Annotated in this window: 16 protein-coding genes; 9 read left to right on the top strand and 7 right to left on the bottom strand. The window is 41.5% G+C overall.

All coding sequences use genetic code 11. The features are described from left to right. The first annotated feature begins 145 nt into the window (after positions 1-145). Complete coding sequence (locus MuYL_RS21595) at positions 146-604, top strand: PA2169 family four-helix-bundle protein (RefSeq protein ID WP_094572524.1); 459 nt, start codon at positions 146-148, stop codon at positions 602-604. A gap of 215 nt (positions 605-819) precedes the next feature. Next, a complete protein-coding gene (locus tag MuYL_RS21590) occupies positions 820-1554 on the top strand; it encodes an acyl-CoA desaturase (protein WP_094572523.1) in 735 nt (244 codons plus the stop codon). Positions 1555-1647: 93 nt separating this feature from the next. On the opposite strand, the gene MuYL_RS21585 is transcribed toward MuYL_RS21590, so the two are convergent. The 5 genes from MuYL_RS21585 to MuYL_RS21565 form a co-directional block, all read right to left on the bottom strand. Further along, positions 1648-2280 (bottom strand): ABC transporter ATP-binding protein, encoded by a 633-nt coding sequence (locus MuYL_RS21585; RefSeq protein ID WP_094572522.1) that lies wholly within the window; start codon positions 2278-2280, stop codon positions 1648-1650. Between the two features lie 102 nt (positions 2281-2382). Continuing rightward, positions 2383-3168 carry an acyl-ACP--UDP-N-acetylglucosamine O-acyltransferase gene (gene lpxA, locus MuYL_RS21580; protein WP_094572521.1) on the bottom strand — a complete coding sequence of 262 codons (786 nt, stop codon included), beginning with the start codon at positions 3166-3168 and terminating at the stop codon, positions 2383-2385. Continuing rightward, positions 3165-4574 carry a bifunctional UDP-3-O-[3-hydroxymyristoyl] N-acetylglucosamine deacetylase/3-hydroxyacyl-ACP dehydratase gene (locus tag MuYL_RS21575; RefSeq protein WP_094572520.1) on the bottom strand — a complete coding sequence of 470 codons (1410 nt, stop codon included), beginning with the start codon at positions 4572-4574 and terminating at the stop codon, positions 3165-3167. Before MuYL_RS21575 ends, lpxA begins: the two co-directional genes overlap by 4 nt. 90 nt (positions 4575-4664) lie before the next feature. Continuing rightward, positions 4665-5705 (bottom strand): UDP-3-O-(3-hydroxymyristoyl)glucosamine N-acyltransferase, encoded by a 1041-nt coding sequence (gene lpxD / locus MuYL_RS21570; RefSeq protein ID WP_094572519.1) that lies wholly within the window; start codon positions 5703-5705, stop codon positions 4665-4667. 101 nt (positions 5706-5806) lie between these two features. Then, the gene (locus MuYL_RS21565; RefSeq protein WP_094572518.1) at positions 5807-7036 is read right to left on the bottom strand and encodes an HD domain-containing protein; all 1230 of its coding nucleotides are present in this window, start codon (positions 7034-7036) and stop codon (positions 5807-5809) included. Between the two features lie 247 nt (positions 7037-7283). Between MuYL_RS21565 and porX the strand changes: the two genes are divergently transcribed. From porX to MuYL_RS21540, 5 genes are all read left to right on the top strand, one after another. Further along, a complete protein-coding gene (porX, locus tag MuYL_RS21560) occupies positions 7284-8837 on the top strand; it encodes a T9SS response regulator signal transducer PorX (RefSeq protein ID WP_094572517.1) in 1554 nt (517 codons plus the stop codon). A gap of 117 nt (positions 8838-8954) precedes the next feature. After that, positions 8955-9371: a tRNA (adenosine(37)-N6)-threonylcarbamoyltransferase complex ATPase subunit type 1 TsaE gene (gene tsaE, locus MuYL_RS21555; RefSeq protein WP_094572516.1), complete on the top strand. Its 417-nt coding sequence runs from the start codon at positions 8955-8957 to the stop codon at positions 9369-9371. A 53-nt stretch (positions 9372-9424) separates the two neighbouring features. After that, the gene (locus MuYL_RS21550; RefSeq protein ID WP_094572515.1) at positions 9425-10651 is read left to right on the top strand and encodes an alanine dehydrogenase; all 1227 of its coding nucleotides are present in this window, start codon (positions 9425-9427) and stop codon (positions 10649-10651) included. Between the two features lie 2 nt (positions 10652-10653). Beyond that, positions 10654-11334 (top strand): M15 family metallopeptidase, encoded by a 681-nt coding sequence (locus tag MuYL_RS21545; protein ID WP_094572514.1) that lies wholly within the window; start codon positions 10654-10656, stop codon positions 11332-11334. Between the two features lie 94 nt (positions 11335-11428). Beyond that, positions 11429-12433 carry a YihY/virulence factor BrkB family protein gene (locus tag MuYL_RS21540; RefSeq protein WP_245845680.1) on the top strand — a complete coding sequence of 335 codons (1005 nt, stop codon included), beginning with the start codon at positions 11429-11431 and terminating at the stop codon, positions 12431-12433. A 25-nt stretch (positions 12434-12458) separates the two neighbouring features. Here the strand turns inward: MuYL_RS21540 and MuYL_RS21535 are convergent, their stop codons facing one another. After that, positions 12459-13778, bottom strand: coding sequence for a D-alanyl-D-alanine carboxypeptidase (locus tag MuYL_RS21535; RefSeq protein WP_170309779.1), 1320 nt, complete (start codon positions 13776-13778; stop codon positions 12459-12461). 87 nt (positions 13779-13865) lie between these two features. On the opposite strand from MuYL_RS21535, the gene MuYL_RS21530 reads away from it, so the two are divergent. After that, entirely contained in the window at positions 13866-15074 is a 1209-nt protein-coding gene (locus tag MuYL_RS21530; protein WP_094572512.1) for an aspartyl protease family protein, read from the top strand. 185 nt (positions 15075-15259) lie between these two features. Further along, positions 15260-17860 carry a zinc-dependent metalloprotease gene (locus MuYL_RS21525; protein ID WP_094572511.1) on the top strand — a complete coding sequence of 867 codons (2601 nt, stop codon included), beginning with the start codon at positions 15260-15262 and terminating at the stop codon, positions 17858-17860. Between the two features lie 168 nt (positions 17861-18028). On the opposite strand, the gene MuYL_RS21520 is transcribed toward MuYL_RS21525, so the two are convergent. Further along, on the bottom strand, positions 18029-18295 hold the full coding sequence (locus MuYL_RS21520) for a hypothetical protein (RefSeq protein ID WP_094572510.1): 267 nt from the start codon (positions 18293-18295) through the stop codon (positions 18029-18031). Positions 18296-18387 lie beyond the last annotated feature (92 nt).

Genomic DNA, 18387 nt, shown 5'->3' with positions numbered 1-18387 from the left:
TGTTAAAGTGGGCCACTAAGGCGCGGGCGATGCCATTTTAACGCATATGCCCGACCTTCCTCTTTTTTACAGATATGTTGGGGGCCGAACATTAATTATTGGCAGGATAGTTGTTTGGTAATCATTACACTACAAAACCGCCATTATGGAAACCACTGAAAAATCAATTGAAGTACTGAACGACCTGATAGAAATTAATAACGATCGTGTTGCCGGTTTTACCCATGCAGCGAAAGAACTGGGTGACCAGGACCCGCAGTTGAGTACCATTTTTATCGACTTTAAGAATCAAAGCCGCGAAAATGTTCACCAATTGGGCACTACCATAAATAAAAACGGGGGCGAGATAGAAATGGGAATGAGCGGTAGCGGTGCTATTCATCGCATGTGGCTCGATGTAAAAACTGCATTCAGCGGCCACGACAGAAAAAGCATACTGGAAGAATGTGAACGCGGTGAAGACGCGATAAAAAAGGCTTATGAAAGAGCATTGGATACTCAAAATGCTTTACCGCCTCATTTTATCGAAATTATACTGAACCAACAGCAAGGAATTATTGCCGCACATAACCGGATAAAAGCATTACGCGACAGTGAAGACTGAGCCTGATTGAAAGCACAAACACTTTAGACCCTTGTTATCCATAGTTATTTTATTCTTTGTGGCTATTTGCTTTCTGCAGGTATAATTAAATCTGTAGAATATTAGTTTGCGTATGTATTTAACAAGAGATGCTAATATAGATAGAAGCAATTTATATTAATCGTATCTTTGCGGTCGATTAAAAGAAATTCAATTACCAATTATATTATATCCTCGTGATCATACTCATATTTTTTCTTGCACACTGGTTTTTATCGCTCTTCTTTCAAACATTTTTTTTGCATCGTTACGCATCACACAAAATGTTTAGTACGCATAAAGTTAATGAGCGCATTTTTCACCTGTTAACTTTTATTTGCCAGGGGTCATCATTTTTAAATCCAAGGGCCTACGCTATAATGCACCGCGAGCACCACGCTTATAGTGATACTGAAAAAGATCCGCATTCACCTTATTTTTTCAGGGATGTGTTTCAAATGATGTGGCGTACAGCACAAAGCTATAAGCTTTATGAAAAACGTTTAAAAGAGCCGGACGCCCAGTTTAAAGGCAACTACCCGGAGTGGCGCCTCTTGGACTACTGGGGCTCTACTTACACCTCGCGCATTCTTTTCGGTGTTTTTTATGTAGTATTTTACATATTCTTCGCTACCCATTGGTGGATGTTCCTGTTGTTGCCAATTCATTTTATGATGGGGCCTATTCACGGCGCTATTGTTAATTGGTGCGGTCACAAATATGGTTACTCCAATTTTGATAACGGAGATAAATCTAAAAATTCAACCCCGTTCGATCTGCTTATGCTGGGCGAGTTGTTCCAGAATAATCATCATAAACGTCCTAACAATGCAAATTTTGCAGCTAAATGGTTCGAGTTTGACCCGGTTTACCCGGTGATGAAATTTATGCACTGGATAAGACTTATAAAACTTAGGGAAGCTTATATTTAACCTTGAATAAAGTTTTTAGCAATAAAAAGGCCCTGCTAAGTTCCAAACCTGGCAGGGCCTTTTCTATAGTGCCATTTTTTTTAGATAAAGCTTTTAATACTTTGCCTTGCCTTTATAATCTGAAATGCTCAGCTTTTCATTGCAAAAGCTGTATTCATGTTCCTGGTTTGAGCAGATGATTGTTAACCTGTTGGCAGCGTACTTTTCTACAAGGCTTAAATACCAGTCAACCCCTTGGGTATCTAAATTGGAAGTTGGTTCGTCAAGCATCAGCATAGGGGTGTCTGAGCAAAAGGCAAGGGCCAGCTTAAGCCGCTGCTTCATCCCTGACGAAAAATACCGGATCATTTTGTTTTTATTGCTTGCCATGCCAAGCAATTCTATCACTCCGTTTTTGTCTATCCCGGTTTTGTAGCCTTTAAATTGAAAATGGAAATCAACCACCTCGCTTAACGTAAATTCTTCAATCAATTCAAGATAAGGGGCAGCCAAACTGAGATGCTGGTAAACTTCGCTGATCTCTACAGCTTTATCGTCATGAAAATATTCAAGTTTTCCGGCAGAGGGGGCGAGGCTGCCATTTAATACCTGTAGCAGGGTTGACTTTCCAGATCCGTTTGGCCCAAGAATAGCATAGGCTTTATCATCTGTAAAGGAATGGTCAATCCCCCGGAAGATCCAGTCGCGGTTAAAACGGCGGCCAATGTTTTGAAGGGAGATTTTCATAGTCCTTAGTCCATGGTAGATGGCCCATGGTTATTTGTTAGCAGGTGAATTAATTATGCGATTTTGACAATGGTCCATGGATTACCGACCATGGACTATCAACTAACTATTTCCGAATCCCTTCATGATCCCGCGTTGTGAGTTTTGCACGAAATTAATGATCTCGTCGCGCTCAACAGTCGGGTTAAATTCGGCCTCAATAATGTCCAGCGCCTTTGTCATGTTGTATTTTTTCAGGAAAATAATGCGATATATTTCTTGGATCTCGTTAATAGTTGCTGCCGAGAACCCCCGGCGGCGTAAGCCAACAGAGTTTATCCCAATGTACGATAATGGCTCACGGCCAGCTTTGGTAAAGGGAGGTACGTCCTTACGTACCAGCGAGCCACCCGAGATCATGCTGTGTGCACCTATCTCAACAAACTGATGGACGGCCGATGTGCCGCCAATAAAAGCATAATCATATACATTTATGTGCCCTGCGAGCTGTACCGAATTGGCAATAATCACGTTGTCGCCAATAACACAATCATGTGCAACATGCACATATGCCATTAGCAGGCAGTTGCTTCCTATAGTGGTGGTGTTTTTATCAAGGGCAGTACCCCGGTTCAGCGTAACACATTCGCGGATCACGGTGTTGTCACCTACAGAAACAGTACTTTGCTCGCCTTTATATTTAAGGTCCTGCGGTGGTGCTGATATTACAGCTCCGGGGAATATGCGACAGTTTTTCCCGATCCGGGCGCCGTCCATAATGGTGCTGTTTGAACCTACCCAGGTACCTTCACCAATTTCCACATCTTTATGTATGGTAACAAAAGGTTCAATTACAACATTGTCGGCTATTTTTGCCTGCGGATGTATGTATGCCAGGGGCTGGATCATTCTTCTTCAGTTTTAGTTCTTTTAACTATTTGTGCCATTAATTCGGCTTCAACAACCACGCGGTCGCCAACCATTCCTATTCCTTTCATCTGCGCAATTCCACGCCTTATAGGGGCAATCAGGCTGCAATGAAATATAACGGTATCACCGGGCACTACAGGCGATTTAAACCGGGCATTTTCTATTTTCAGGAACAAGGTAATATAATTTTCAGGATCAGGCACAGTATTTAATACTAATATGCCGCCTGTTTGTGCCATGGCTTCAATTTGCAGCACGCCCGGAAACAGAGGTGTACCCGGAAAATGCCCGCGAAACAGATCCTCGTTCATAGTCACATTTTTTAACCCCACCACGTGGCTTTTTGTTAATTCAAGAATCTTGTCTATCATTAACATAGGCTGCCTGTGCGGCAGTATCTTCATGATCTGAACGGTATCATATACCGGTTTAGCGTTGGGGTCGTAAATTTTAATATGTTTACGGCTTCGTTCTTTTTTTATAAGGGCCTTTATTTTTTTAGCAAAGGCAACGTTTGCTGCGTGGCCTGGCCTGGCCGCCATTATATGTCCCCGTAATGGAACGCCTACCAGTGCAAGGTCACCGATCATATCAAGTAGCTTATGCCTGGCTGGCTCGTTTTGATGCCTGAGCTCAATGTTATTAAGAATCCCCTGCGGCGCTACTTTAATGTCTTTACGGTTAAAGATTTTGGCAAGATGCGCAAGTTCTTCTTCATCAACTTCCTTATCAACCACAACAATGGCGTTGTTTAGGTCGCCTCCCTTTATCAGGTCATGCTTTAGCAGCATTTCCAGTTCATGTAAAAAGCAAAAGGTACGGCATGATGCAATTTCCTTGTTAAACTCTGATATAGTTGAAATGCTGGCATGCTGGCTGCCCAATACCTGCGAATTATAATCAACCATACAGGTAAAACGGTAATCATCCAAAGGCATGGCTACCATCTCCACCTTTCGGTCAGGTTCAGAGTAATGAATGTTATAGGGAATGTGGTAATATTCGCGGTCTGCGTCCTGTTCAACCAGGCCCATGTCTTTAATAGCATCAACAAACTGGATAGAACTGCCATCCATAATTGGTGTTTCGGGGCCGTCCATATCAATCAGCACGTTATCTACCTCTAAACCAACCAGTGCTGCCAAAACATGTTCTATAGTGCTTACGCTTGCGCCGTTTTGCGAGATAGTAGTTCCGCGCGATGTATCGGTTACGTTATCACAATCGGCATCAATTACCGGTGATCCCTCAATATCAACCCGCCTGAACTTGTACCCATGATTTTCAGGAGCAGGATTAAACGTCATGGTTACGCTTTGCCCTGTATGTAAACCGGTACCCGAAACCGAAACCGGCGCTTTAATAGTTTTTTGTTTTACATTCATCTTATGAGTCATTGGGGCATTATATCATTGAGTCATTCGTCCTGGTGTGTGCTTATTGTCAAATAGCCCAATGACATAATGACTCAATGATTAATGACCTTTCTTCAATTCCGTAATTATTTTTTCAAGTTCGTTAATCTTTTTTTCCAATTCGGGCAAACGGTTAATTACAATTTGCGACCGCATGTGATTTGAATAAGGCTGCGCTGGCGAACCCATCCATTTTTTACCCTCCTCAGTTAATGACCGGCTTATGCCCGATTGTGCCTGTACCTGTGTGCCTTTGGCAACGGTTATGTGCCCCACAATACCAACCTGGCCGCCAATAATGCAATTTTCGCCAATCTTGGTGCTGCCTGAGATGCCGGTTTGCGCGGCAACCACAGTATTAGCCATTATTTCAACATTATGCGCAACCTGTATCAGGTTATCCAGTTTTACCCCTTTACGTATAATAGTGGAGCCCATGGTCGCCCTGTCAATTGTGGTGTTTGAGCCAATTTCTACATCATCCTCAATAACAACATTGCCTATCTGGCTTATTTTGCTGTAGGTACCATCGCCAACAGGCGCAAACCCAAAACCGTCGGCGCCAATTATTGTTCCTGAATGGATAATCACGTTATTGCCTATTTTACAGTCGAAATAAATTTTCACGCCTGCATACAAAGTAACATTATCGGCAAGCTCAACATCGTCAGCAATATACGTCTGCGGGTAAATTTTGCAGTTGTCGCCAATTTTAACATTAGGCCCAATATAAGCAAATGCCCCTATATAAACGTTTTCGCCTATCGTTGCCGAAGGATGGATAAAGCTGGGCTGTTCAATGCCTTTTTTATTCAGTTTAAGGGTGTTATACATCTCCAGCAAAACTGTAATGGCACTGTAAGCGTTTTCAACCCTTATAAGCGTTGCTTTAACCGGCAAGGCCAATATTTGGTCGTTATTAACAATTACAACAGAAGCAGCTGTTGTGTAGAGGTATTGCTCATATTTTGGGTTAGCCAAAAATGAAAGTGAACCGTGCTGGGCTTCCTCTATCTTGCCAAGTTGATTTACCTGCACTAAAGGATCACCTTCAACTGTTCCGTTAAGCATCAAAGCTAATTGCTGTGCGGTAAATTGCATCGGGCAAATTTAAATGTTAATAGTATAGTAACAAAATAAGTTGATTAGGTTGCTTAAGTAAGTGGTTGGTGGAGTTGCATACTTATTTTACCCAGTCCTAATCAGTCAATTAATTCTTTCTTGTAACAAAGTATGTATTTTTCCACGGTTTTTGCCAATGCCTCTAAATTCGAGTTATCGCTGGCTGCTGTTATATCTTTTATTGACCCGTTTTTCATCAAAATCTGGATGTTGCCATCGCCCGGTTTATAAGCCTTGTTTCTAATGGTGTCACAAAAAACAAAATAGGAGGCTTCGTGTGCTGTAATGCCATATTTTTTAACAGCATTTTGCGTTAAACGGATCATAAATGCGTCGTCAGGCGCTTCGTTGGTAATGTCAACCTTGTACAGGTTACGCTGAACAAGATCGGTACATAACTTTGATAAAATAAAATCAGGGTGCGTTTCCCACACCTTTACCGCCGCCATAATATCTGTATCATCCAGGCTGGCAAATGTCTCCAGGTAATGATCCTCGTTCATAAAGGCGTCACGGCTGATAGGCTTTTTCAAAAATTTGCTCAGTGCCGGGGTGGTAAAAACTTCTGTGCCCTGCAAGGCAAGTTCCCTGCTGCGTTTTAATATTTTCACCAGCGTTTGTTCTGCGGCTATTACCGTTTTATGCAGGTAAACCTGCCAATACATTAGCCTGCGTGCTATTAAAAATTTTTCGATGGAGTAAATACCTTTCTCTTCAACCACTATCTGGTCATTAACAACGTTTAGCATTTTAATAATCCGGTCAGAACTGATCACACCTTCAGATACGCCGGTAAAAAAGCTGTCGCGGTTTAAATAATCCATTCGATCCATATCCAGTTGGCTTGATACCAGTTGATGCAGGAAACGGTGGGGGTAATTATCTTCAAAAATATTAATGGCCGTGCTAAGCCTGCCATTAAACTGCAGGTTAAGCCGCTGCATTATCATGGTTGAAATATCCTCGTGCGAAATGTTTTCAACTATACTTTCTTCCAGCGCATGCGAGAACGGGCCGTGGCCAATATCATGCAGCAATATGGCAATGGTTACTGCTTCTTCTTCTTCGTTGCTTATTTCATGTCCTTTGTTCCGCAGCGTTTCAATTGCCAGTCCCATTAAATGCATGGCACCAAGTGCATGGTGAAAGCGGGTATGAAGCGCGCCCGGATACACCAGGTGAGTCATGCCAACCTGTTTAATATAGCGCAACCGCTGAAAGTAAGGGTGTTCAATAAGGTCAAATATCAGTTCCGTTGGAATGCTGATGAATCCGTAAACCGGGTCGTTTATTATTTTCTTTTTATTCAATGTAATATTAGCTGTGCAAAAATGTTAAATAAAGGTAAAAGGCGGGTCTTTTAATTGTTAATTTTTGTTAATCTCTTTTATAATCGACAACAAAACCCGTGCTTTGGGGTTTAATGTCTTTGTCTGGACCCCGATTCCTCAGATTTTAAGGATTTGCTGATTAAAATGCTTAATTTTATATAACCGGTCAATCTGTAATTTTCCTTAATCCCGGTTCAGAACGCACATACTACTTAAAAAATATACCATGCAGGATACCACTATATTATGGGCCGATGACGAAATTGACCTTTTAAAACCCCACGTACTTTTTTTGACTGAAAAAGGCTACAAGCTTACTACCGTAACTAACGGTAATGATGCTGTTGAAGCGTTCAAAAATAACCATTTCGATCTTGTTTTTTTAGATGAAAATATGCCGGGGCTAACGGGACTGGAAACACTCTCGCAAATAAAGAATATTAATAACGATGTACCTATTGTTTTGATCACCAAAAATGAGGAAGAATACCTTATGGAAGATGCGATAGGTTCAAAGATTGACGACTACCTGATAAAACCGGTAAACCCTAAACAGATTCAGCTTACCATAAAAAAGCTTACCGAAAATAAACGGCTGGTTACCGAAAAAACCACCATGGCTTACCAGCAGGATTTCAGGAACCTGGGTATGACATTGAATGAAAACCTTAGCTACCAGGAATGGGTTGATGTTTACAAAAAATTAATTTACTGGGAACTGGAACTGGAGCAACTGGAAGATGCCGGGATGCACGAGATATTGACACTTCAGAAGGCCGAAGCCAACGTTCAGTTCTGCAAGTTTATTGAACGTAATTATGTAAGGTGGCTTAAAGAGCCGGAGAACGCGCCAGTAAATTCATCGCAGTTAATAAAAAAGAAAGTTCTCCCGCTGCTTGACGGTAAAGGCCCGGTATTTTTTATACTGATTGATAATTTAAGGTATGATCAGTTTAAGATCATCAACCCCATATTGACTGAATATTTCAGGCTGGAAGAAGAAGATGTTTATTACAGCATACTTCCAACAGCTACGCAATACGCGCGTAATGCTATATTCTCAGGCCTGATGCCTTTGGATATGGAAAAGCGCTACCCTGAAATGTGGCAGAATGACGAAGATGAAGGCGGAAAGAATTTGTTTGAAGGTCAGTTTTTAACTGATCAGCTTAAACGTGTTTTGCGAAAGGACATCAAACACTCTTATCACAAAATTTTGAACATTGACGAAGGGCGAGCTTTAAATGAATCGGTAAGTAACCTGATGCAAAACGAGCTTAACGTGGTGGTTTATAACTTTGTGGATATGTTATCGCATGCCCGTACAGACATGCAGATGATCCGCGAACTGGCAAGTGACGATGCCGCTTATCGCTCATTAACCTTATCCTGGTTTGAACACTCGCCTTTGTTTGACCTGCTTAAGTTTTTGGCTTCGAAACAGGTTCGCGTTGTTATCACAACTGATCACGGCACCATAAGGGTACGTAACCCAAGTAAAATTGTGGGCGACAGGAACACAAATACCAATTTGCGGTACAAGCAAGGTAAAAATCTTAACTTTAATCCAAAGGAAGTGTTCCACATCCGCAACCCGCACGATGCCATGCTGCCAAAGCTGCATGTTAGCTCAAGCTTTGTATTTGCCAAGGAGGATAGTTATTTTGTTTATCCTAACAACTACAACCATTTTGTGAATTTCTATAATGAAACCTTTCAGCACGGCGGGATTTCGTTAGAGGAAGTTTTGATCCCGATTGCGGTTTACGGGCCCAAATAAAAAATATTATTTTTGAAAAATAATTCTGTGCGTCATTGTGCCGGAGAAGAGTAAAACTGATTTTTACAACTAGGTATTACTGCTTCTCCGGCAATTTGCGCACAAAAAATAGTATTTATGCTTTTAACCGCCACATCACCCACTCAGCTTCCAGCCGTTGCCGCTGAAATAATTTCTTTTGCAAAAGATCTCCGTATTTTTCTTTTTTACGGCGATATGGGCGCTGGCAAAACTACGCTCATCAAATCCCTGTGTGAAAGCCTCGGAACTATTGAGCCCGTAACAAGCCCCACCTTCTCTATAGTAAACGAATATATCGGTGCTAAAAACCAGATTTTTCACTTTGATTTTTATCGCCTTAAAAACCAGTCTGAAGCATTGGATATGGGATACGAGGAATATTTTTATTCGGATGCGTACTGCTTTATTGAATGGCCCGAAAAGATTCCTGAGCTATTGCCTCAGCACTACATGAAAATCAGTATCTCTGTACGCAGTGATAATTCCCGGCAGATAATGATTGAGCAAATTTAATTTAAACTTAACCCGTTTTTTGCTTAACTTCATCAGCCAGAAATTAATTCATAATGAGCTCAGGGAAATATAGTGGATTTTCGGATATAGCCAGGCAGGCGTTGATGCAACCCCAGGAATCAATGCTTGAGGTAAAAAATAAAAAACACAAACTTTATATAGGCATCCCGAAAGAGGTGTCTTTCCAGGAAAACAGGATCCCCTTAACGCCGCTATCGGTTGCTTTGCTGGTAAATAATGGTCACGAGGTAATGCTGGAGAGCAACGCCGGGCAGGCAGCCAACTTTTCGGATAAGGATTACAGCGAGCAAGGTGCCCATATTGTATATGACACCAAAAAGGTATATGAGGCTGATATCATTATAAAAATAGCCCCGCCAACCCTTGCAGAAATAGAGCTGATGAAGCCGGGGCAAACGCTTATTTCAGCATTGCAGCTATCTTCCCTCAAAGCCGAATCAATTCAAGCAATGATCAACAAAAAGATCACGGCGCTTTGTTTTGAACATTTACGCGACGAGGGTAACTCATTAAGCGTTGTAAGAGCAATGAGCGAGATCGTCGGCGCTACTTCTATACTTATAGCAGCCGAATACCTAAGTAATATTTTTGATGGTAAAGGCCTGATGCTTGGGGGGATAACCGGTGTGCCGCCTACCGAGATCGTGATTTTGGGCGCTGGTACCGTAGGCGAATACGCCGCCCGAACCGCTATATCGCTGGGGGCCGAAGTAAAAGTATTTGATCCGTCTATTTATAAACTACGCCGGCTGCAGAATAATATTGGCGCCCGGGTGTTTACTTCGGTAGTACAACCTATTGTGCTTGAAAAAGCCATCACCACATGCGATGTAGCCATTGGTGCCATGCGTGCCCAGGATGGCCGCAGCCCCTGCATTGTATCAGAAGCTACCGTGAGCCGGATGAAACCCAATTCGGTGATAATTGATGTGAGTATTGACCAGGGCGGATGCTTTGAAACCTCTGAAATTACTAACCATACGCATCCGGTTTTCCGTAAATACGACGTTATACATTATTGTGTGCCTAACATAGCGTCGCGCGTTGCACGTACGGCCACCTATGCCCTTACCAATATTTTTGCGCCTATTTTGCTGGATATTGGCGAACATGGTAGTTTAAAAGACCTGATATGGGCAAAATCAGGCATGCGTGAGTCTGTTTATATTTATAAAGGACAGCTCACCAATAAATACATTGGCGAGCGTTTCTCCATCCCTTGTAAAGACCTGGACCTTTTGATTGTTTCTCATCAATAAATATGAAGCGCGGTTCCCTGTTTATTTTTTTTGCACTCGTATTTAATATAGCTTTCGCACAGCATTATGAATATATTGACAGCTCAAAAGTGATGGGGCCTAAAAGCTACGCAGCCCGGGTAAAACAGCAGCCTGAGTTACGTCTTGTAGAAATTAAAAAATATATCCCCGCAATTGTGCTGGATATCAGGTATGCCACCACAAATAACTTTATGCACCGCAAAATGTATGAACAGGGCAGGGCATTTGCGCGCCTGCCGGTTGTGCTGGCTTTAAAAGAGATGGAGGAAGATTTAAAAAACCGCGGGCTTGGGCTAAAGATCTATGATGCTTACCGTCCTTATTCAGTAACCGTTAAATTTTATAAGGAAACACCGGATACCAATTTTGTTGCCGATCCGCGTAAGGGCTCAAAACATAACCGCGGCTGCGCTATTGATCTTAGTTTAATCGATTTAAAAACAGGTAAAGAGTTGGAGATGCCAACCGGATTTGACAGTTTTAGCCGTAAGGCTGCAGCAAATTATCCTGATTTGCCGGCACAGCAGTTAGCTAACAGGGAACTTTTGAAAAGCATTATGCAGGCACATGGGTTTAAAGTGATAGCTACCGAATGGTGGCATTATGATTTTAACGGGTGGGCAAAATTCCCCCTGCTCGATATTCCGTTCGAAACAATTTGATAATGATGATTTAAAATTGCCTGCAAACATTTTCAGCTATTAAATATTGTTATATAGATTAATAGTTGGAGGTTAAACCGTATTTTATTTTTCAATGGCATTTAAACCCGGAATGAAAGTTTTAAGCAAAGCATATTTTAAAGAGTTGTGGAAGATATTGGCGGCAACCTTTATGGGTTTTATCAATGATAATGGCCTGAAACTTAGTGCATCTTTAGCCTATTACACCATTTTTTCCATAGCGCCGCTGCTTATTTTAATGATATCTATCGCCGGGGTGGTTTGGGGTCCCGAAGCAGCATCCAATAAGCTGTATCCTCAAATTGCGCATTATGTAGGTTCGCAGGCGGCTATTCAAATCCAGGATGTGTTAAAAAATCTCCAGCTTTCCGGCAAGTCAACCACCGCAGTTGTTATTGGAGTAGTTACCCTGTTAATTGGTGCAAGCAGTATTTTTGTGGAAATTCAGGATTCGTTAAATATTATCTGGCGGGTAAAGGCCAAACCTAAAAAGGGTTGGGTAAAGCTTATTCAAAATCGTTTTATCTCCTTCTCGCTAATCATCAGCCTCGGCTTTTTACTCCTTGCGTCCCTTGTAATCAGCGTAATTATGAACGCCCTTAGCCAGTGGATAACACATTTTTTACCTGTTGTTACTACGTTGTTGCTAAACCTTATCAATTTAGGCATCACGCTCGTCATCATTTCCGTACTGTTCGGTATAATATTTAAGTTTTTGCCCGATGTAAAGATCAGGTGGAAGGATGTAAGGTCAGGTGCTTTTTTCACGTCGGTTCTTTTTATGGTGGGCCAGTCGCTGATTACTCTTTATATTCAATACACCGCAAAAAACTCCGCCTATGGCGCAGCAGGTTCCATCCTGGTTATTTTAGTATGGATTTATTACACCGCAGCTATTTTATATATCGGAGCAGAGTTTACACAAGTGTATGCCGAAGCAATTGGCAGCCACATTGAACCTGCGGACTATGCCGTAAGTGTACAGCAAACCGAAGTGTTAAAGGAGGTAGCGGTATTGCCTGCCCAAAACCCCGAACTCAAAGGCACCTTAAAGCCGGATACTAAAGGAAGTTCATAACTAATATTAATTGTGATATATTGAACTAATATGTGTCATGGATAAAAGTAATTATGCGCACCATTTCGTCCCTTACCTCGGCAACCGGGCGCGTAAAATTATTGTTCATAAATGAAAAGGCAAGTCGTTTTCCTTGCTTGGTAACAAGGTAGCCGCTTTGGTTATAGTTGTTGGAGAACGATCCGGTTTTGGCCCAGACAAATGGCTGGCCATTATCGGTTTTATAGCTTTTTTTAAGCGAACCCGTCGCCCCGCCTGCCGGAAGTAAACTGTGCACTAACGTTTCGTTTTTTATTTCAAGGATCTTGCACAGAAGCGCGATGATACTGCGTGGCGTAATAAGATTGTAGCGTGAAAGCCCTGATCCATCAACCCATTCCGGGGCATCAGGCAGGTCATTCAGGAAATGTGCCTTCGAATAATTAATTACGGAATCTGCGTTAAGCGTTTGGAATCTTGTTGATGCGCAAACCAGTAAAAGCTGTCCGGCAATAAAGTTATCACTGACCTGCAGCATCCGCTTGTAAGCAGTATCAGCATTGCAATTATAAATGGTTTTCGCATCTGTCGCAAGGGGCAGGTTTACCAAGCTTATGCGTTGCTTTAAGGTGTCCTGCAGTAAATCTCTTGTTAATTCCCCGCTTGTTTTAAATGGAATTTCCTGCCTGAAATTTTTTGGCAGCGCCATAAACGGGTAAACAAAGGTGTTGCTAAAAAAATCGCGCTTAACACTAAACCTGCCGGGGAGGTAAAGTGTATCGCATTTTAAATATCTTTTAAGGTAAGCCGGGCTTATTTGCAACGAATCGTTTGGGTCCGCATATAAAACAGCTATATTGTCTTCTATGGGCAGCCCGGTTAATTCGGGTTGGTAGTAATCGTTATAATCGTCCCAGGCCCAGCCAGGGACATAAAATTCGCCGGTATAGTTGCCGTCCGAAAAGAAAAGCTTTTTACCGCTGTTCTTTAAAAAATTCAGTCCATTAGTGCCTTTTAAAACGGAATGTAAAAATGAAGGATCGCCGGTGCCCCAAAATATCAGTGAATCATTATGTATCACATATTTTAATGCCGGCAGTGAATCGCCAAGCATTTTAAGGCAGGTATAAAAGGTGAAAAGTTTTGTATTAGATGCCGGGTTAAAGTATTTGTCATCATTAAGCCCATAGATCATTTTTTGGTTATCAAGATCATATAACGCAAACCCGGTAAAATGGTCATTCATTACCTGTGAATGCCTGAACAGTTTTTTAATTTTTCTCTTCCTTATTTTACCTGCACTGGCATCATGAAACATTGTAAGGAGACCAAAAAACATCAGCAGGATACATATTTTTCGTTGCATGGGTGTTAACTTTATATTGATTAATTTGTACATTTAGTAACCAAATATAAACGTTTGTTAATTACACCCCTTTATACCAAAAAGCACATGCGTGTTTTTGTAATGTTAATGATATTGTGTTGCTGTCATTTAACAGCAAATGCGCAATATTTTGATTTAAAAGGCAATAGCAAGCGTACAACCATCCCGTTTCGAATGATAAGGGATATGATAATTATTGAGCTGAAAATTAATAATAAAGGGCCATTTAATTTTATTTTAGATACCGGCGTTGGCCTTATGCTGATCACCGATCCCAAACTGGTCGACTCAATAAATCTTGTTAACAAGCGTACCTTAAAAATTGCCGGAATTGGGGAAGGTGATGCGTTTGAAGCGTATGTTACCTCGACTTTAGACGTCCAGATTCGGGGGCTGGTAAGTTATGACGTTGCATCGGCTATTTTAAAAACAGATCATTTTGGCCTCTCAAATTACGCAGGGATTCCAATTCACGGCCTTTTAGGGTATGAATTTTTTAACAACCTTGCGGTTAAAATTAATTTTTCAGACAGTACGCTATCTGTATCAAAGGCAAAGGATATGAGGGTGTTTTCAAAGGGAAATAGAATACCCTTCACTATTGAGGAAAGAAAACCTTACGTAGAGGCTAAGGTTACCTATGCCGACGGCGTTAAAGCAACTAATAAACTAGTGCTTGATCTTGGTGCCGGGCACGCTTTATCACTTGAAAATGCAATAGAAAAGCATGGACTCCCCGAAAAGTTTGTGGCCGCTAATCTGGGGGTTGGATTAACCGGGCCGGTAAATGGATATTTGGGGAGAGTAAAGGAAATCGCAATTGGAAGGTTTAAACTTAAAGATGTGATAACATCCTTCCCGGCTGGCGAGCAATATAAGTCGTTGGCAGTAAAGCGTGATGGTAACTTGGGTATTGGCATACTTAAGCGTTTTAATGTAATAATTGACTACCCCGACAGCGCGGTTTATTTAAAGCAGGGGGTGAACTTTAAAGCTCCCTTTGAGCATGATATGAGTGGCATGGAATACTATAGTGCAGGTGCGGATTTTGACCGGATAATTATTAGCAGGGTAGAGCCCGGATCGCCGGCAGATGCCCTTGGGCTGGAGAAAGATGATGAAATATTAGCCATAAACTTTAAGCCCGTAAAAAAAATGACCCTCGAACAGATTGATTCTTTATTTAAGTCTCAAACAGACAGAAGCCTTTTGCTGGAGATTTACCATGATAACCGTAGAGACGATGTAATATTAACCTTGAAAAGGAGAATTTGATCCTGCTTTTGATCTTTAACCATTGCAGGGCTTTACATTAAGCCACTATAAATTGTTCAGCGCTCCACTCAATTCCGAAGCCAATTATGTACTAAAATGTAACAAAAATGTTTCTATTGAAAAATGGATTGTATTTTGCATAAGTTTACACTTTAACCCTGTTATTTAAATTATTAATCACATATATGACTAAATTGATACGTGCAAACACTTATTTATGCATAACAGCAATTACTATTGCCGTTATTGCAGGTTCCTGTAAAACCAAAAAGGAGGCAGCCCAGACTGTAACCATCAAAACTACCGCTACCGCTTCGGGCTCAAGCGCCACAGCTACAATAGGCCCGGGTAAAAAAGAGGGCATAAAAAAATTCGGTGATCTTATCCCGGCAAAAACACAGGTTGATAAAGGGCTTTTTAATACTTATAAAGTTGAAGGAAAGTATTATTATGAAATTCCGGATTCGTTATTAAACCGCGAAATGCTGGTAGTTACCCGGCTGGCAAAAACACCGGCCAATGTAAAAGTGCCAAACCAGCAATATGGAGGTGAAGAGGCTAATGACCAGGTCTGGAAATGGGAGCGCCACGATAAGCAGGTATTTATCCGGGTGCCAAGCTATTCAATAAGAGCTGACAGCACTTCAGATATGTACCGCTCGGTAAAAAATTCAAATCTTGATGTTGTTTTAGCATCGTTTGATATAAAGGCTTATAATAAAGACACCACAGGCGTTGTAATTGACGTAACTGACTTTTACAATGGTGACATCGCCGCAATCGGTATTGCTGACGAGGTAAAAAAATTCTATAAAATATCCACACTGGATAATTCACGCTCATTTATTGACACCATTAAAAGTTTCCCGATAAATACGGAAACACGGGTATTAAAAACTTATCGCGCAGCAGAATCGCCGACGGATAATACGAATGCTGCAATTACATTTGAGCTAAATACCTCTATGTTGTTATTGCCTAAAGCGCCAATGGAGGCCCGTTTAAGAGACGACCGCGTTGGCTTTTTCGGCCAAAGCCAAACCGATTACGGAACTGATGCGCAAAAAGCGGAAGTAACCTCATACATACACAGGTGGAAACTGGAACCAAAGGATGAAGCTGCTTACGCCAGGGGTGAACTGGTTGAGCCAAAAAAACAAATCGTTTTTTACATTGATCCGGCTACGCCTAAAAAATGGGTTCCGTACCTGATCCAGGGAATAAACGACTGGCAAAAGGCGTTTGAAGCCGCAGGCTTTAAAAATGCAATAGTGGGCAAGGTTGCGCCAACAGCCAAGGAGGATCCGGAATTTAGTACCGAAGATGCGCGATATAGCGTGGTAAGATACTTTGCTTCAAATGTAGAAAATGCCTACGGTCCGCATTTGTCTGACCCGCGAACCGGCGAAATACTGGAGAGTCATGTGGGTTGGTATCATAATGTTATGCAGTTGTTGCGTAACTGGTATTTTGTTCAAACGGCAGCTGTAAACCCTGCGGCCCGCAAAGCCAAATTTACTGACGAGCAAATGGGAGAACTGATCCGTTTTGTTTCATCGCACGAAATTGGGCACACACTTGGTCTGCCGCACAACTTTGGTTCAAGTTACGCTTACCCTGTTGATTCATTGCGCTCAAAGACATTTACCGATAAGCATGGTACCGCACCATCAATTATGGATTACGCCCGTTTTAATTATATAGCACAGCCTGGTGATGGTGTAACGCATTTGTACCCGCAAATAGGTGAGTATGATATGTGGGCAATTAAATGGGGTTACACGTGGTTTCCCGGTAAAAAGACGGCTCAGCAGGAAAAAGAAATTTTAGACGTATGGACAAAGGAAAAAGCAGGCAACCCGCTTTATTTTTATGGGCGCCAGGGAACAAGTATTGATCCGCGCTTACAAAGTGAGGACTTAGGCGACAATGCCATGAAAGCCAGCACATATGGAATTGCCAATCTAAAACGTATTTTACCGAATATTGAAAAATGGACTTACCAGCCTGGTAAGGATTACGATGATCTGGAAGAACTTTATGGCGAAATCTTAACACAATTTTACCGTTATATGGGGCATGTGGCTACCAATATCGGCGGGTTTAATGAAAACAGCAAAACCTATGATCAAAAGGGACCGGTTTACGATTTCGTTGCAAAGAATCGTCAGCACGATGCGGTATTGTTTTTCAACAAGGAATTATTTACAACGCCATTATGGATGATAGATAGCCAGGAACTGTCTAAATTTGATAATGGTGTAATGCTTAACCGCATCAAAAGTGTACAGGTTGGCACATTAGGCAATGTGCTTTCTCCATACAGGCTGTCGCGCATGTATGATAACGAAACAAAAAACGGAACCAAAGCCTACACCGTGACTGAGTTGCTAACCGATTTACGTGCCGGTATTTTCACATCGGGCCGGCCGGATGCGTTTAAACGTAACCTGCAACGTGGATACGTTGAAAACCTAAAGAGTTTGTTAAACGATGATTTTAAGGGTATTCCTGGTGTGCCAGCTGCTGTATTGGCAAGCTATGGGGTAACACCTATCAACGCAGCGTTGTCTGATATCAGGCCTATGGTACGTGCCGAGCTAAAAGTAATTGATGCAAAGCTACCTAAAGACGGTGATGCAATTACCAGGGCGCATTACACCGACCTGCATCAGCGGATAAAAGAAGCCTTGAACCCAACCAGGCCGGTAGTTAATTTGCCGGTTGCCGGCGGTAGGGGATTAAACGATGATCTGCCGAAAAAGAGTGAATTGGAAAACTTTTAATATCAGGCGATTAAATATTTAAAAAGCATAAAAAGCCAAAACCCCGTCCTGTTTAAAAGACGGGGTTTTGTTATTTTAATACATTAAGTTACTAAATATAGAATAAAAAAAAACCTTCCCACAAAGTGCTCCTGGCTAATTGCCGATCATAAACATCGCATTCTCCAATTAAAGCTGGCTGATGTTTTCAAAGAATGCTGTTTGAAGATCAAGTAGAGATTTGACGTTGATGGATTGTCCGTAAGCGTCAAAACATAAAAACTTGGAATTTTTTACATCATTATTCTTCGATTTTTCAAAAAAATTGAATGTTTCAAAAAAATAATGATTGGTTGTTATATTGTTTTTACTGGTTTGCGACCCATTGAGCCGAAAACCAATAGCATCAATCCAGTGATGAACTTTAGTGTGCAGGGAATTATTTACATTAGCCATAGGTTAATTTTTTGTTGATGTTAAACGAAAATCATGCCATGTTGTTACTCGTACATCGCAATAATTTTAAACATTTGTTAATCAATGGCCTC

The organism is Mucilaginibacter xinganensis, assembly GCF_002257585.1.
Lineage (GTDB): Bacteria > Bacteroidota > Bacteroidia > Sphingobacteriales > Sphingobacteriaceae > Mucilaginibacter > Mucilaginibacter xinganensis.
The sequence above is the reverse complement of the archived record's forward strand: the minus strand, read 5'-3'. Positions and strand labels throughout refer to the sequence as shown.

Excerpts from the sequence above, each read along its gene's own strand:
- MuYL_RS21595 (WP_094572524.1), top strand. The coding sequence starts at position 146 with ATGGAAACCACTGAAAAATCAATTGAAGTACTGAACGACCTGATAGAA.
- MuYL_RS21585 (WP_094572522.1), bottom strand. The coding sequence starts at position 2,280 with ATGAAAATCTCCCTTCAAAACATTGGCCGCCGTTTTAACCGCGACTGG.
- lpxA (WP_094572521.1), bottom strand. The coding sequence starts at position 3,168 with ATGATCCAGCCCCTGGCATACATACATCCGCAGGCAAAAATAGCCGAC.
- MuYL_RS21575 (WP_094572520.1), bottom strand. The coding sequence starts at position 4,574 with ATGAATGTAAAACAAAAAACTATTAAAGCGCCGGTTTCGGTTTCGGGT.
- lpxD (WP_094572519.1), bottom strand. The coding sequence starts at position 5,705 with ATGCAATTTACCGCACAGCAATTAGCTTTGATGCTTAACGGAACAGTT.
- porX (WP_094572517.1), top strand. The coding sequence starts at position 7,284 with ATGCAGGATACCACTATATTATGGGCCGATGACGAAATTGACCTTTTA.
- tsaE (WP_094572516.1), top strand. The coding sequence starts at position 8,955 with ATGCTTTTAACCGCCACATCACCCACTCAGCTTCCAGCCGTTGCCGCT.
- MuYL_RS21550 (WP_094572515.1), top strand. The coding sequence starts at position 9,425 with ATGAGCTCAGGGAAATATAGTGGATTTTCGGATATAGCCAGGCAGGCG.
- MuYL_RS21545 (WP_094572514.1), top strand. The coding sequence starts at position 10,654 with ATGAAGCGCGGTTCCCTGTTTATTTTTTTTGCACTCGTATTTAATATA.
- MuYL_RS21540 (WP_245845680.1), top strand. The coding sequence starts at position 11,429 with ATGGCATTTAAACCCGGAATGAAAGTTTTAAGCAAAGCATATTTTAAA.
- MuYL_RS21535 (WP_170309779.1), bottom strand. The coding sequence starts at position 13,778 with ATGCAACGAAAAATATGTATCCTGCTGATGTTTTTTGGTCTCCTTACA.
- MuYL_RS21530 (WP_094572512.1), top strand. The coding sequence starts at position 13,866 with ATGCGTGTTTTTGTAATGTTAATGATATTGTGTTGCTGTCATTTAACA.
- MuYL_RS21525 (WP_094572511.1), top strand. The coding sequence starts at position 15,260 with ATGACTAAATTGATACGTGCAAACACTTATTTATGCATAACAGCAATT.
- MuYL_RS21520 (WP_094572510.1), bottom strand. The coding sequence starts at position 18,295 with ATGGCTAATGTAAATAATTCCCTGCACACTAAAGTTCATCACTGGATT.